The sequence below is a fragment of the Aquamicrobium defluvii genome (assembly GCF_004363725.1).
Classification (GTDB): Bacteria; Pseudomonadota; Alphaproteobacteria; order Rhizobiales; family Rhizobiaceae; genus Mesorhizobium; species Mesorhizobium defluvii.
Window position 1 is genome coordinate 138,469 of the sequence record NZ_SNZF01000008.1, and the last position, 10,707, is coordinate 149,175.

Consider the following 10,707-nt stretch of genomic DNA (forward strand, 5'->3'; position numbering starts at 1 on the left):
CTACTGCCTCGACTTCAGCACGCTCGCCTTCGTCGGGTTGAGCCCCTTCAGCATTTGCCGCATCCGCCCCAGCATCAGCCGCGCCCTGCACCGGTCCGGCGTCCGCGGCATCGGCCGGCTTTTCATCGCCGGCGGCCGCATCACCGGATCCGGCTGCCGCCGCCTGTCCTGTTGCAGCTGCAACGGCAGCGTCATCGGCCGCATCTGCAGGCGCATTTTGTGCATCGGCAGCGGCTTCCAGCTTTCCGGCATCCTTTTTTTGCTTTCCCACGTTTCAGCCCTCCATCAACCGTGAACGCAGCGCATAACCTTCCAACGGCCAGATCTGGCGCACGGCATCCTCGAAGGCGAACTGCTCGCCCAGCTCGGCGTTGAAGTTCTCCGGATCGGCCGGCGCGGCCTTGCCGATGACGATGAAACCGTTGCTCATCTTCAGAAAGCAAACCGTCATCGTCGGTTCGATCTCCGGGCGCAGGAACACGCGCTCGGCGATCTTATCCTTGATGCTTTCCAGCGAAACGCGGTTCGGCGTCTTCTGCACCGCCGCGCTGGCGGCGTCGGTAACCTGCAAGCTGTCCACTACTCTTCTCCTTGCGCCAGATCGTTGAAATCGTCGCCGACATGGCTGGCTTCCACGACGACGAGCTTGCCGCTCGCTTCCAGCCCGGCCAGCGCCTGGTCGAACTGTTTCTGTGCCTGGGCGTTGCCGCTGTTGTTGTCGCGGGCGAACAGGATCCATTCCACGCAAGGCAGATCGACCGGCGCGGAGCCGACGCCGGCCAGAGAGCCGGCCGCCCACACGCGCGCGCGGCCGCCCAGCGTGGCGGCGAAGCTCTGCGCGGTCTCGCGTCCTTCGGCGATGATCAGCGGCGCGGGCTCCTCCGTCATCCAGAACGGCTGCCCGGTCGGGCCGGTGGCGATTTCGATCACCGCGCCTTTCGCCTCGCCCCACATCAGCTTGGACACATCGACCGGCGCTTTCGCCGGCCGATAGGGATCAAGAAAGGTGACATGGCAGGCGGTGACGATGCCCAGCCGGTTGCGCATGGCTGAAAGCACTCCCGGATAAAGCGGCCCGGCCTGTTGCTTGAACGAGCGGCCGTTGCCGTCGCGGCCCCATACAGCGCCGCGCCACCATTCCACCGCCGGCGTCACCCGCGTGGAGAAGCCGGAAAGGTCGGGCACGGCCTCGAGGGCACAGTTGCGCGCCCCGAAATAGGCCCGCGCATGCGCCTCGGCCGTCGAGCCGTCGCCCAGCGCAAAGGAGCCATAGGGCACTTCGATGTGCCCTACCCGGCCCGGCTTCGCGTGGAACAGCCGGTCGGCTTCCGCCAGCTTTTCGCGCCGGCGTCTTTCGTCCTGGCGGGCGCGGGCCTCGGCGCGCTGATGCACAACCTTGCGCATGGCGTCCCGGTCGGCCCGGCTCATGGTGCGAAGCCCGAGGAAATCGCGCGCCCACACCAGCGCGCCCTTCGTATCGGTGCCCTGCACATAGGCGATCAGCCGGATGACATCGCCCTTGTCGCCGCTGCGCCAGTCCTTCCAGGCGCCAGCCACGCCGCCGCGCATGCGGATCTTCAGCGTGGGGTTGCGGCCCTGCCGATAATCGTTGGTCACCGGGTTGAACGACACCCACTGGCCGCCCTCATTGCGGCCGTTCGGCAGCAGCACGCGACACAGATCCTCGATCCGGCCCTGCAGCTCCGATTTGATGATGTCGAGATCGCCGCCGGTCACAGCAGCATCCCCTGCGGCGATTTCAACGGCACAACGGCTGCATCGAGCATCCATTTCGCCGGCGGCACCGCTTCCCCGCCGGGCTTCCACTCGAAGAAATAGAGCTTGCCGGCACTGGGTATGAACTGGATAGGATAAGCATCGCTGACGAGAAGGCCTTTCGGGCCGAAAAACCATGGGCTGTCGCACTTCCGGACAATGCCGAGCATGCGGCCGATTCCAACGATGCCGCCACGCTGGAGCTCGGCCGCCGGCGGGCACTCGAAGCCCATATCTTCGATGAAGTCGCGACCGTCTTCATATTCGGCCCGCGTCATGCCCTTGCTGGCATGGATGCAGAAAAAGCCGATATGCTGACGCTGCGGTGTGATGACGCGCCACGAGCGGTTTTCGACTGGCTTCCAGCCCATCGCCAGCGCATGCGCCCAGGGCTGTCGAACCGAAAGCGCGAGCCGTGGCAGGAGTGCGTCGGCCAGGCTGCCGGTATGCAGTGTCGGCATCATAGCAGCGCCTCCATGTGCCGGCGTACGTCACCGATCGAGCCGGGCTTTGCGCGTTCCATCGCCATGTTGCACCGCACGGCTTCCACCGAAAGCGCATGGCGCTTGCCCTGCGCTTCCATGAGTTTCACGGCCTTGTGCGTCTTCGGCAGGTCGCTGCACCCGCCGAACCGCAGCCAGTCGTCGGGCCGGGTGAGCGTGCGGCGGCTTTTCGGAATCCAGATCGTGCGGCAATGGCCCCAGTCATGGGGCGGATTGGTCAGCCACACGAACCATTTGTAGGCCGTGGCGGTCGAGCCGTTGATGACCCAGCGGCCCTTGTGCATGGGGATGCGCTCGACCGAAACGCCCATGAGCTGGGGCGGACGCGGGAAATACAGCCGCTCGAAACGCTCCTCGCCTTCCTCGAAAGAGTTGCGCACCAGCACGGCGACACCACGCCGGGAGCGCTGCAAGGCCAGCTCGACGAACTCGGCCGCGAGGTTGAACGGCGGATTGGTGATGATCCATGATGGATCGGCCGGAGAAAACCGCCCATTCAGCAGCGGCCACCAGTCCGGATGCGTGAAATCGGCGATCTCGCCATAGCCGTAGTCGTGAATATCGGATCCGCCAACGTGGTCGAAATAATCCGCCAGCGCTTCCGCCATGTGGCCTTCGCCGCAGGCCGGATCATAGGCGGAAACCCGGAACCGATCCGGCCACGGCCACACGGCCGGCATGACATGTTCGCAGAAGGCACGCGTGGCCCAGGGCGGCGTCGGGAAAAAGTCGAGGCTGTCGGCCGGCTCGATCCGCCGCGCCATCACAGCCGTGGAGGTGTTCGGAGCCGTCATGGCCCGGCTCCGGCATCATCGAGCGCAATATCGCCGGCCGGCTGTTCGGCCAGCCTTGGCCAGCTACGTGGGTTCAGCAGGAATTCGCCCAGTACGAGCTGGCATTCCCAGCAGAGCAGATAGCGGGCGTTGACCTCCTTTTTATAGTGGTTGCGCGGAAAGTGATAGAATTCGCGCGCATCGACATCGATGTCCCGCCACCGCTCGGGCGGCGAATTTCGGTTGCAAACGTGTTCATCTTCGCAGGCATCGCAGGTGAAAACATACTGTCTCGCCATCACACGATCCCCAGCGCGGCCTTGTACAGGTCGAGAATGCTCTCTTCCTCCTGCCGTTGCGCGCTATCCATCGCGCGCAATTTGATGCACGATTTCATAGCCTTGGTGTCGAAACCTCGGCCTTTGGCTTCGCTGAAAACATCGGCGATGTCCTTGCCGAGGTCCTTGCGCTCTTCATGCAGGCGCTCGATCCGCTCGATAAAAGCGCGCAGCTCGCCGGCGGCAACCGTCTGGCTGGTGTCGGGAATGTCGTTAGTGGACATGGGGCTTGCCCTCCCCCATCACCTGCACCGCCGCCTGCAGCTCACCTGAAATCTCCACGGCGCTGTCGAGATCTGCCGGACAGGCAAGAGCGAACAATTCGCCCTCGCGCAAAAGCTGGATCTGAACCCCGCCGCAGCACTCGCAGTTGGCGACACGGATTTCGTCCGCGTAGGTCACCTTGCTCATGAAAACACCTCTTCGAGCTGCCGGCACACGCGCCGGATTTCCGGATCGTCGTCGTCTTCGAGATCCTTGATGGCGTTGGAGACGGCCTGTTTCGTCACGCCGGCGGCGCGGGCCACTTCGGTAACGCGGAACCCGAGCATGCCGTTGGCGATCCAGTAGGCCAGCCGGCGCACCCGCGCCGCCGCCAGCCAGTCCTTGTCCGCCGTGGCCTTGCGCGAGGGGTCCGCCGCAAGCGCCGCGCGGGCATTGGCCTGAAGGTGGAGAGCGGCAATCACCATGGCCGCCTTGTAGGCGGAGTGGATCGCCAGCTCGCGCACCTCGCCGTCATAGGCAAGATGGAAGCGGGAGAGCGCCGCGTTCAGCTTCGCCAGCGTGTCGGGCCGCATTGTCCCGCGCTCGAGACCGTCATAGTAGGTCTGGCGGCCGATGCCGGCCTGCGCGCAAAGGCTAGTCACCGGGATCTTCATCACGGCCCGCCTGTTGTCGATCGTCGTCATGTCCGGCGTCTCGCTCATCAAGGTCCCCATGCCTGAAAGCCCCGGCGTGGTGCGCGACGCGGAACAGAACCGCCACCGAGGCCGAAAGAATGCGCGCCAGGCCGGGCGTGGTCAGCGCCCGCCGGTCGCCGGAAAGGCAGGCCCGCGACAGCGCGGCCGCCTCCCCTATGCTGAAAGAGAATTCGGAAACCGCCTGCTCTTCACCGCCCGCCTTGAGGGCAACGCAGATGGTTTCGAGGTCGTCGAGCACGCCGGCCACGCGCCGCGCCCCCTCGCCTCCGGCAAGGTCGGGCACTTCGACGTGGACGGTGAGCCGGTTCATTACCGTGATACCGCCAGCAGAGCGGCCGGGCTGGCGCTCGAGGAAAGCCGCTCATGCTCGGCCGCAAGATGCCGGCGCACCGTCGGCGGTCCCATATCCTCGAGACTCTGCAGATCCACCTTCGTGCGGATCAGCTCTTCCGCGCGCCGGCGCAAATATCCTGGCACCCATGGTTCAGCCATCGGCCTGTTCCTTTTCTGCGATGAGTTCGTCGAGCGCTTTGGAAAGACGCATCAGCGTGCGGACGGTCGGCCCCTGTTTCGAGGGCTTCTTCAGGCGGGAATAGTCCTGCTCACGCATACCCGCGCGGTGGGCGAGAACCTTCTGCGAGACGCCAATCCCGCGTCGGGCCGCTTCGATTTCCTTGAACTGCCGCACTGCGAATCACCCTGTTGTCGATTCGCTCATTGTGATAAGCAAGTTTGCTTATCTTGCAAGTGTGGTTCAGTAAGCGTGTTAGCGAGTACACAAACTATCGTGCGCCTCATGATCGAGAAGCACGACAGCAAAGAATGGCTGCGGGCCGTGGCCCAACATATGAACCAGTCCCTTTCGGAACTGGCGCTCAACTCCGGCTTGGCTGCATCGACGCTCACCCGCTTCATGAACGACCGATCCGGCAAGCTGACGGTCACGGACCGAACGCTGGATGCCGTCGCGCGCTACACGGGCGTTCCCAAGAACGTGCTTCCGGGCCAGAGAAGCCTGCCCGGCTTCGGGGAGAGTGAAGTGGTGCCCTTTGAAGCGGGCAACCTCGAAGCGCCTCCGGAATGGGTGAAGACAGCCGTTGCCGCGCACAAGGGCAACCGCAACGGCGTCGATGCCTGGGTGATGAAGGGCTGGGCGCTTGACCTTCTTGGTATCCTGCCCGGCGACATCATTATGATTGACCAGAACCGCCGCCCGAAGGCCGGGGATATTGTTTGCGCGCAGCTGCGGGATCTCGCCACCGGCCGCGCCGAGACCGTCATGCGGCGGTATGAACCACCCTTCCTGTTAAGCCACTCTGCCAAGACCGGACCGAGCCGCCCCGAGCAGGTTGATGACGACCGCGTTATCATCATCGGCGTCGAGGTCGGCGTTATTCGTCCCCGCAATTGACAAACCGGACAACGTAAGTCGCACGATCAGGCCGCCATCGCGGTTGACAAACCGTGCCCGGTTTCCGCCTCCACGCATTTGACAATCCGTACACGCTGCGCACCGTCGCGCGGTGGACAAACCGTGCCCGGTTTTGAACGCCGGGCATTTGACAAATCGGACATCCGTAGAAGCGAATTTGATCCGGCATCGGATATGCGTGATTTGCGCTTATAAGCGTTTTTGCGCGCGCCTACTTGCGCAATATGCAAATTTGCTTATCTTGTAAGCGAATCTTTGAAGGGGTTCGCGATGCTCACCAACGAAACAGCCTGCCTTGAAGAAGTCGCTGCTGCGATCGGGAAGCGCCCGTCATGGCTCAAGCGGCATTGGCGTCGGTTTCATGAGCAGACCGGGTTCCCGCGCAAGATTCCGGCGGGCGATGTGTGGCCCCGCCGTGCGGTGGAAGCGTGGCTGCGTACGGGCGGGCAGTTCGCTGTCCAGCCGATGGCCGACAACCAGAACGACGGCGCGGCCGACATGGTGTCGGCCGCCGCTGCCTCCCTTCTCGCACGATATGGAGCAAAGCCACGATATGGAGCAAAGCAATGACAGCCATGTCATTCGTTTCCGAACGCGAGCCGGCCGGACAGGTGGACCCGCGCCAGCTGACAAGCGGCCAGCTCAAGGCGCTGGAGATCTGCGCCACCTACCGCCTCACCCGCGTCAAGCACGGCTGGCGCGCGCCCGGTTCGCCGCTCATCACCTTACCGACAGCCCAGCGCCTCGGCGCGCTGCGCCTGGTCATTCGCCGCGACTACAACGGCAAGCCCCGCCTCGAGGTCACCGGCGCCGGCCGCAACACGCTGGCCGTCGCCGACCAGCGCAGGCAGCGGAGGGCAGTGCATTGACCCCGAAGATGCTGCAGGCACTGAGCGAAGCAGCGCAGAACAATCTCTCCGGCGGCTTGCATCGCTCGAATGCTGGCTGGGCGTCGAAAAGATCTATCGCCCACTGGCACAATTTCCGCACGGTCGAGGCTCTGGTCGCTCGCGGCTATCTGGAGATCTGGGGCGGCGGCTGCGGCGTCAAGCCATATGCCTGCATCACCACAGCCGGCACCCTTGCATTGAAGGATCTGGGCTACGGGTCGGACGGTCAAAAGGATTGCGCAGCATGAAGAAGCCCGAAACCACGGAACGCCTGCTGTATCTGATCGGCTTTGTGCAGGGTGCGCTTGATCATGCCGAGGCCGAATGCGGCCCGCAGCCGCAGTTCGGTGCAGGCTTCGAGGCGCGCAACGCATGGTGGCACAAGCGCGAGGAAGCATTCGAGCACGCTCGGAACCGCATCATCGAGGAAGGCGGATCGTTCATGTACAGCCCTCCTGATGGCCACGCCATCCGGCTCGCCGGCATCCGCTCGAGTTCAACGGGCGGCTGGGCTGGTGCATTCAACAACTGGATCAGGGCGGCAGAGAAGCGTGTCGCGGAACAGACAGCGGCAAGCCATGAGCGCGCTTGATCTGATCCTGATTGGCGCAGCTGGAGCGGCCGTTTTTCTTATCTCCCTGTCTCTCTGCGCCGTGTGGCTGGCGCTGCCGCGCCCCCGCAACTTCGGCCATTTCGGCCTGCGCCGCGATCGTTAACAGCATTCCGGCCGCCTGTTTCCCCCAAACATGCCCAGGGCGGCCGGCCAGCCGGCGGGATGGCTTCCCCTCTCCGCCATCCCGCCGGCGATCTTTTGACAAAACCGGCAGTTCGATTCACCTTGTCGGCCTGCCGGCCAGCGTAACCGGAGTAAGCCATGCCCAAAGTCTCACCGCATCCGCATGTTTCATGGCGCGACGGCCGCCCGCGCTTCCAACCCGGCACGGAGCTGCGGGCGCAGGGCATGAAGGGCACGGACCTGCGCTGGCCGCAAACGCCACCGGACGGCTGGAACATCACGAAGCTGGAGCCGGGCGACCGCAATGAAGGCCGCTGGTATTCGAAGGGCGAAGCCGTCGACTGGTCGGCCGCCTTCGTGAAAAAGCTGGCCGCCCGCAAGCGCCCGCCGCGTGCGACGCCTGCAAAGCCCGTGGTCGCGCGTCCGGCCGGCAAAGCGCCTTCCCTCTACACGCTGGAACGCCTGTTCGATGAATGGTTCCGCTCCACCAAGTTTCAGGTGCCGGCGGATCCGCTGGAGCGTCGCCGCCTGCGCGCCGCCCGCGTCGTCTATGCCGACAACACCATTGCCGACTATCGCGCAAAGGCTGCGGTGCTGGAAGCGTTCGACCCCAGCCTGTGGGCGTCGCCGGTCGATGCGCTGTCGCAGCCTGTGCTGTTCGGCGTCTATGAAGAGCTGCTGGCCACGCGCGGGCTGGCCACGGCACGGGGCGTCATCGCCACGCTTTCGGTGGCGCTGTCATGGGGCAAGCGGCGTGGCCGCTTCACCTTCCGGGAGAACATGGGGATCAACCCGGCCGCGGATCTCGGCATGTCCACGCCGCCGCCGCGCGTCCGCTTCGCCACCCGCCCGGAGATCGAGGCGCTGATCGCCGTCGCCGATCGCATCGGCGAACCGGAGATCGGCGATTCCATCATGCTCGGCCTGTGGACCGGCCAGCGCCAGGCCGACCGGCTCGAGCTCGAGGACAACGGCCTGATGCGCGGCCGCCGCATATTCAGGCAGGCGAAGACCGGCGCGATCGTCGCCGTGCTCGAGGCGCCCGAGCTGGAGCGCCGGCTTGCCGCCTCGGCCGAGCGCCGGCGGCCCGCCAAGGCCGAAGCCCTGATGGCCGCCAGCCCGCAGGAGCGTCAGATCATCGAGCGGCGCTTCCGCCGCGTCATCCTCAACGAGCTGGTCGACAGGCGCGCCGGCATGGGCAACAGGCAGTCATGGAGCCCGTTTGAGCGCGGCTATTACAGCCACCGCTTTGCGCGCCTGCGCTCCTATGCCGTTGCCGGCATATTGGACGTGGCGGCCACGGCCGGGGCCGGCCGCGCCGTCTGGATCGTGAAGCCCTGCCCTTCCCTCGAGGACTTCAACGACGCCGATCTGCGCGACACGGCCGTGACGTGGATGGCGCTCGCCGGTGCGACGATACCGGAAATCATTTCCGTGACCGGCCACACGGCCGCCAGCGCCAACACCATCCTCAAGCACTATCTGGCCCAGCATCCGGAAATGGCGGATGCCGCGATCGGCAAGATGATGGCATGGTTCGACGCCGGCGGCGAAACGGAGATCGGCCTCTAGGGAAATATCTTTCCGACTAGAAAACCGATCAATAGAAAGTTCGCTATGAAAAGGCCCAGCAACCACTGCCGGGCCTTTTCAGCATCTGCACTCACCGTCGCGATAACGATGTTTGCGACGACAAAGTATCCGATCGCAAATATGCTCCCCAGCATAATCGCCAGTACCTGCAACACGTCAATCACCCCTCCAAATGTTAACCCTGCAAGTATGTCTGCGGATCTCTCCACCGCAGCCTTACGCGTCACCCTCACCTTTCGTCAGCCACCAGAAAGGTGGCGTCAATGGGTAAGGGGTTCTGTCAGTGAGTGCATACAAAATTGATCAGCATATCGGCGAATCGAAAGAGCTTCTGCAGGCTTTGATTTTTATAGCCGAGCAGACTGAGAGCGAGCAGCACGAGCTGCTACGGCATTCAACCGTGGCGCTGTGCTGGTGCATCATAGACAAGCTGCGATGTGCGCTTCGTGAGCTTCCTGACAAGTCCTGACCTGGCGTCAGGAACAGGTGGCGAACGCCGTGCGACAAAACTTTTGTCGCACGGCTGGTTTTGTCGCACAGGTTCCCCTTGCGTTCTCGCAAGCGAAAACCCCAATTCATGGGAAATTTCAATTGGTTGTCGATGGTGAGCCGGGAGGGGATCGAACCCTCGACCACATGATTAAAAGTCACGTGCTCTACCGCTGAGCTACCGGCCCATCCAGAGGCGGGGAGGAACATGATTCCTGTCGTTGAAACCACTTGCAGGGCCAGCCAGGCCGGCGATCTTCTTGCGCGCGGTTTCGCAGAGTTGCCCGCCGCGAAATTGCGCCGGAACATAGGGAGCGAGGCCGGGCCGGTCAACCGGAAAAAGCGCCTGTTCCCGTGGTTTCCCGATTAACTGCAAAGTAGCGGGAACAATGGGGAAACCGGACACAGGACATCCTCATCGCGCATGCATAAATTGCCATGCTGGAACATTTCTGCCCTGAAGCTATTGTATCCCCAAAGGGACCAGATCGCAGTTCAGGAGAACATGATGAAACGCATTGTCGCAGGCTTGCTCGCATCGGCGATATCGCTGTCCTTTATGGCTGCCGACATATCGATGGCCAACGCGGCGCCGATATATGTCCCTGCCCAGGTTCAATCTTCTGTGAACGATGTGCAGCAGGTTGACCATCGACCGGGACATCACGTGCGCCCCAAATACAGGCGCCCCGACCGGCGACACGTCGATCGTCGCGATTTCAACCGGCATGAATTTCGCCGTCATCCGCACGGGAGCGTATACTGGCGCGGTCACCGCGGTTATCGGGAGCCGAGGCCGGGCTATCGCCGGCATGGCGACTACTGGTTCCCGCTTGCTGCATTCGCAACCGGCATGATCATCAGTGGCGCTATCGCCAACAGCGCGCCTCCGCCCCCGGCCTATAGCGGCGGGAACGCCCATGTGAACTGGTGCTATAACCGCTATCGCAGCTACAGGGCGTCCGACAACACGTTTCAGCCCTATAACGGGCCGCGCAAACAGTGCATCTCGCCATACTACTAAGAAAAATGAGAAAGCCCGCGAAATTCACGGGCTTTCTCGTTCTATATCAACTGGTTGCAGGATCTTTTCCAGATTTTGAATCAACGATTTCGGCTGCGTCCTGCATCCACTGGCCGGGCCGTTAAAGCAGTTCCTAATTTGAGAGAATCGTAGGATTCCCAAGGAAGGCGGTTTGTGATTCAAGATGCTGGCTGGATTGGAGGCCAGCATCTGATGACGCGAGCGCTTTCAAA

22 protein-coding genes and 1 tRNA gene are annotated in these 10,707 nt (G+C 63.3%); 9 read left to right on the plus strand and 14 right to left on the minus strand.

The features are described from left to right. The 12 genes from DES43_RS08360 to DES43_RS08415 are packed head-to-tail and all read right to left on the minus strand — an operon-like array spanning position 1 to position 4,998. Complete coding sequence (locus tag DES43_RS08360) at positions 1–252, minus strand: hypothetical protein (RefSeq protein ID WP_133674943.1); 252 nt, start codon at positions 250–252, stop codon at positions 1–3. 22 nt (positions 253–274) lie between these two features. Beyond that, the gene (locus tag DES43_RS08365) at positions 275–580 is read right to left on the minus strand and encodes a Gp49 family protein (protein ID WP_133674945.1); all 306 of its coding nucleotides are present in this window, start codon (positions 578–580) and stop codon (positions 275–277) included. After that, entirely contained in the window at positions 580–1,737 is a 1,158-nt protein-coding gene (locus DES43_RS08370) for a DUF7146 domain-containing protein (RefSeq protein WP_133674947.1), read from the minus strand. Before DES43_RS08370 ends, DES43_RS08365 begins: the two co-directional genes overlap by 1 nt. Further along, positions 1,734–2,240: an ASCH domain-containing protein gene (locus tag DES43_RS08375; RefSeq protein WP_208110825.1), complete on the minus strand. Its 507-nt coding sequence runs from the start codon at positions 2,238–2,240 to the stop codon at positions 1,734–1,736. The genes DES43_RS08370 and DES43_RS08375 overlap by 4 nt, the downstream gene beginning before the upstream one ends. Then, positions 2,237–3,073, minus strand: a complete 837-nt coding sequence (locus DES43_RS08380) for a hypothetical protein (protein ID WP_208110826.1) — start codon at positions 3,071–3,073, stop codon at positions 2,237–2,239. The genes DES43_RS08375 and DES43_RS08380 overlap by 4 nt, the downstream gene beginning before the upstream one ends. Then, a complete protein-coding gene (locus DES43_RS08385) occupies positions 3,070–3,351 on the minus strand; it encodes a hypothetical protein (protein ID WP_133674949.1) in 282 nt (93 codons plus the stop codon). Before DES43_RS08385 ends, DES43_RS08380 begins: the two co-directional genes overlap by 4 nt. After that, positions 3,351–3,614, minus strand: coding sequence for a DUF2312 domain-containing protein (locus tag DES43_RS08390; RefSeq protein WP_133674951.1), 264 nt, complete (start codon positions 3,612–3,614; stop codon positions 3,351–3,353). The genes DES43_RS08385 and DES43_RS08390 overlap by 1 nt, the downstream gene beginning before the upstream one ends. Beyond that, positions 3,604–3,801: a hypothetical protein gene (locus DES43_RS08395; RefSeq protein ID WP_133674953.1), complete on the minus strand. Its 198-nt coding sequence runs from the start codon at positions 3,799–3,801 to the stop codon at positions 3,604–3,606. The genes DES43_RS08390 and DES43_RS08395 overlap by 11 nt, the downstream gene beginning before the upstream one ends. Continuing rightward, the gene (locus DES43_RS08400; protein WP_166647718.1) at positions 3,798–4,316 is read right to left on the minus strand and encodes a hypothetical protein; all 519 of its coding nucleotides are present in this window, start codon (positions 4,314–4,316) and stop codon (positions 3,798–3,800) included. Before DES43_RS08400 ends, DES43_RS08395 begins: the two co-directional genes overlap by 4 nt. Then, complete coding sequence (locus DES43_RS08405) at positions 4,249–4,620, minus strand: hypothetical protein (RefSeq protein ID WP_133674957.1); 372 nt, start codon at positions 4,618–4,620, stop codon at positions 4,249–4,251. The genes DES43_RS08400 and DES43_RS08405 overlap by 68 nt, the downstream gene beginning before the upstream one ends. Next, positions 4,620–4,802, minus strand: coding sequence for a hypothetical protein (locus DES43_RS08410; protein WP_133674959.1), 183 nt, complete (start codon positions 4,800–4,802; stop codon positions 4,620–4,622). Before DES43_RS08410 ends, DES43_RS08405 begins: the two co-directional genes overlap by 1 nt. Next, positions 4,795–4,998: a helix-turn-helix domain-containing protein gene (locus DES43_RS08415; RefSeq protein WP_133674961.1), complete on the minus strand. Its 204-nt coding sequence runs from the start codon at positions 4,996–4,998 to the stop codon at positions 4,795–4,797. Before DES43_RS08415 ends, DES43_RS08410 begins: the two co-directional genes overlap by 8 nt. Positions 4,999–5,106: 108 nt before the next feature. On the opposite strand from DES43_RS08415, the gene DES43_RS08420 reads away from it, so the two are divergent. From DES43_RS08420 to DES43_RS08445, 7 genes are all read left to right on the plus strand, one after another. Next, positions 5,107–5,721, plus strand: a complete 615-nt coding sequence (locus DES43_RS08420; RefSeq protein WP_133674963.1) for a LexA family transcriptional regulator — start codon at positions 5,107–5,109, stop codon at positions 5,719–5,721. A 291-nt stretch (positions 5,722–6,012) separates the two neighbouring features. Beyond that, on the plus strand, positions 6,013–6,312 hold the full coding sequence (locus DES43_RS08425; RefSeq protein ID WP_133674965.1) for a hypothetical protein: 300 nt from the start codon (positions 6,013–6,015) through the stop codon (positions 6,310–6,312). Beyond that, on the plus strand, positions 6,309–6,611 hold the full coding sequence (locus DES43_RS08430; RefSeq protein WP_133674967.1) for a hypothetical protein: 303 nt from the start codon (positions 6,309–6,311) through the stop codon (positions 6,609–6,611). Before DES43_RS08425 ends, DES43_RS08430 begins: the two co-directional genes overlap by 4 nt. Further along, positions 6,608–6,880: a hypothetical protein gene (locus DES43_RS08435; protein WP_133674970.1), complete on the plus strand. Its 273-nt coding sequence runs from the start codon at positions 6,608–6,610 to the stop codon at positions 6,878–6,880. The genes DES43_RS08430 and DES43_RS08435 overlap by 4 nt, the downstream gene beginning before the upstream one ends. Continuing rightward, positions 6,877–7,224 (plus strand): hypothetical protein, encoded by a 348-nt coding sequence (locus DES43_RS08440; RefSeq protein WP_133674972.1) that lies wholly within the window; start codon positions 6,877–6,879, stop codon positions 7,222–7,224. The genes DES43_RS08435 and DES43_RS08440 overlap by 4 nt, the downstream gene beginning before the upstream one ends. After that, a complete protein-coding gene (locus DES43_RS22345) occupies positions 7,211–7,348 on the plus strand; it encodes a hypothetical protein (RefSeq protein WP_166647719.1) in 138 nt (45 codons plus the stop codon). The genes DES43_RS08440 and DES43_RS22345 overlap by 14 nt, the downstream gene beginning before the upstream one ends. A 158-nt stretch (positions 7,349–7,506) precedes the next feature. Further along, positions 7,507–8,940 carry a site-specific integrase gene (locus DES43_RS08445; protein WP_133674974.1) on the plus strand — a complete coding sequence of 478 codons (1,434 nt, stop codon included), beginning with the start codon at positions 7,507–7,509 and terminating at the stop codon, positions 8,938–8,940. Here DES43_RS08445 and DES43_RS08450 read toward each other — a convergent pair. After that, complete coding sequence (locus DES43_RS08450) at positions 8,937–9,188, minus strand: hypothetical protein (RefSeq protein WP_133674976.1); 252 nt, start codon at positions 9,186–9,188, stop codon at positions 8,937–8,939. The genes DES43_RS08445 and DES43_RS08450 overlap by 4 nt on opposite strands. A gap of 56 nt (positions 9,189–9,244) precedes the next feature. Between DES43_RS08450 and DES43_RS08455 the strand changes: the two genes are divergently transcribed. After that, positions 9,245–9,430: a hypothetical protein gene (locus DES43_RS08455; protein ID WP_133674978.1), complete on the plus strand. Its 186-nt coding sequence runs from the start codon at positions 9,245–9,247 to the stop codon at positions 9,428–9,430. 133 nt (positions 9,431–9,563) lie between these two features. Here DES43_RS08455 and DES43_RS08460 read toward each other — a convergent pair. Further along, positions 9,564–9,638: transfer RNA gene (locus DES43_RS08460), tRNA-Lys, on the minus strand. Between the two features lie 236 nt (positions 9,639–9,874). Between DES43_RS08460 and DES43_RS08465 the strand changes: the two genes are divergently transcribed. Next, positions 9,875–10,474 (plus strand): BA14K family protein, encoded by a 600-nt coding sequence (locus DES43_RS08465; protein WP_342636614.1) that lies wholly within the window; start codon positions 9,875–9,877, stop codon positions 10,472–10,474. Positions 10,475–10,707 lie beyond the last annotated feature (233 nt).

What these genes read in the sequence shown, in the direction of transcription:
- DES43_RS08395 (WP_133674953.1), bottom strand. Translation starts at nt 3,801, where the DNA reads ATGAGCAAGGTGACCTACGCGGACGAAATCCGTGTCGCCAACTGCGAG.
- DES43_RS08390 (WP_133674951.1), bottom strand. Translation starts at nt 3,614, where the DNA reads ATGTCCACTAACGACATTCCCGACACCAGCCAGACGGTTGCCGCCGGC.
- DES43_RS08465 (WP_342636614.1), top strand. Translation starts at nt 9,875, where the DNA reads ATGCATAAATTGCCATGCTGGAACATTTCTGCCCTGAAGCTATTGTAT.
- DES43_RS22345 (WP_166647719.1), top strand. Translation starts at nt 7,211, where the DNA reads ATGAGCGCGCTTGATCTGATCCTGATTGGCGCAGCTGGAGCGGCCGTT.
- DES43_RS08360 (WP_133674943.1), bottom strand. Translation starts at nt 252, where the DNA reads ATGCCGGAAAGCTGGAAGCCGCTGCCGATGCACAAAATGCGCCTGCAG.
- DES43_RS08420 (WP_133674963.1), top strand. Translation starts at nt 5,107, where the DNA reads ATGATCGAGAAGCACGACAGCAAAGAATGGCTGCGGGCCGTGGCCCAA.
- DES43_RS08410 (WP_133674959.1), bottom strand. Translation starts at nt 4,802, where the DNA reads ATGGCTGAACCATGGGTGCCAGGATATTTGCGCCGGCGCGCGGAAGAG.
- DES43_RS08380 (WP_208110826.1), bottom strand. Translation starts at nt 3,073, where the DNA reads ATGACGGCTCCGAACACCTCCACGGCTGTGATGGCGCGGCGGATCGAG.
- DES43_RS08440 (WP_133674972.1), top strand. Translation starts at nt 6,877, where the DNA reads ATGAAGAAGCCCGAAACCACGGAACGCCTGCTGTATCTGATCGGCTTT.
- DES43_RS08405 (WP_133674957.1), bottom strand. Translation starts at nt 4,620, where the DNA reads ATGAACCGGCTCACCGTCCACGTCGAAGTGCCCGACCTTGCCGGAGGC.
- DES43_RS08430 (WP_133674967.1), top strand. Translation starts at nt 6,309, where the DNA reads ATGACAGCCATGTCATTCGTTTCCGAACGCGAGCCGGCCGGACAGGTG.
- DES43_RS08445 (WP_133674974.1), top strand. Translation starts at nt 7,507, where the DNA reads ATGCCCAAAGTCTCACCGCATCCGCATGTTTCATGGCGCGACGGCCGC.
- DES43_RS08425 (WP_133674965.1), top strand. Translation starts at nt 6,013, where the DNA reads ATGCTCACCAACGAAACAGCCTGCCTTGAAGAAGTCGCTGCTGCGATC.
- DES43_RS08375 (WP_208110825.1), bottom strand. Translation starts at nt 2,240, where the DNA reads ATGATGCCGACACTGCATACCGGCAGCCTGGCCGACGCACTCCTGCCA.
- DES43_RS08400 (WP_166647718.1), bottom strand. Translation starts at nt 4,316, where the DNA reads ATGAGCGAGACGCCGGACATGACGACGATCGACAACAGGCGGGCCGTG.
- DES43_RS08385 (WP_133674949.1), bottom strand. Translation starts at nt 3,351, where the DNA reads ATGGCGAGACAGTATGTTTTCACCTGCGATGCCTGCGAAGATGAACAC.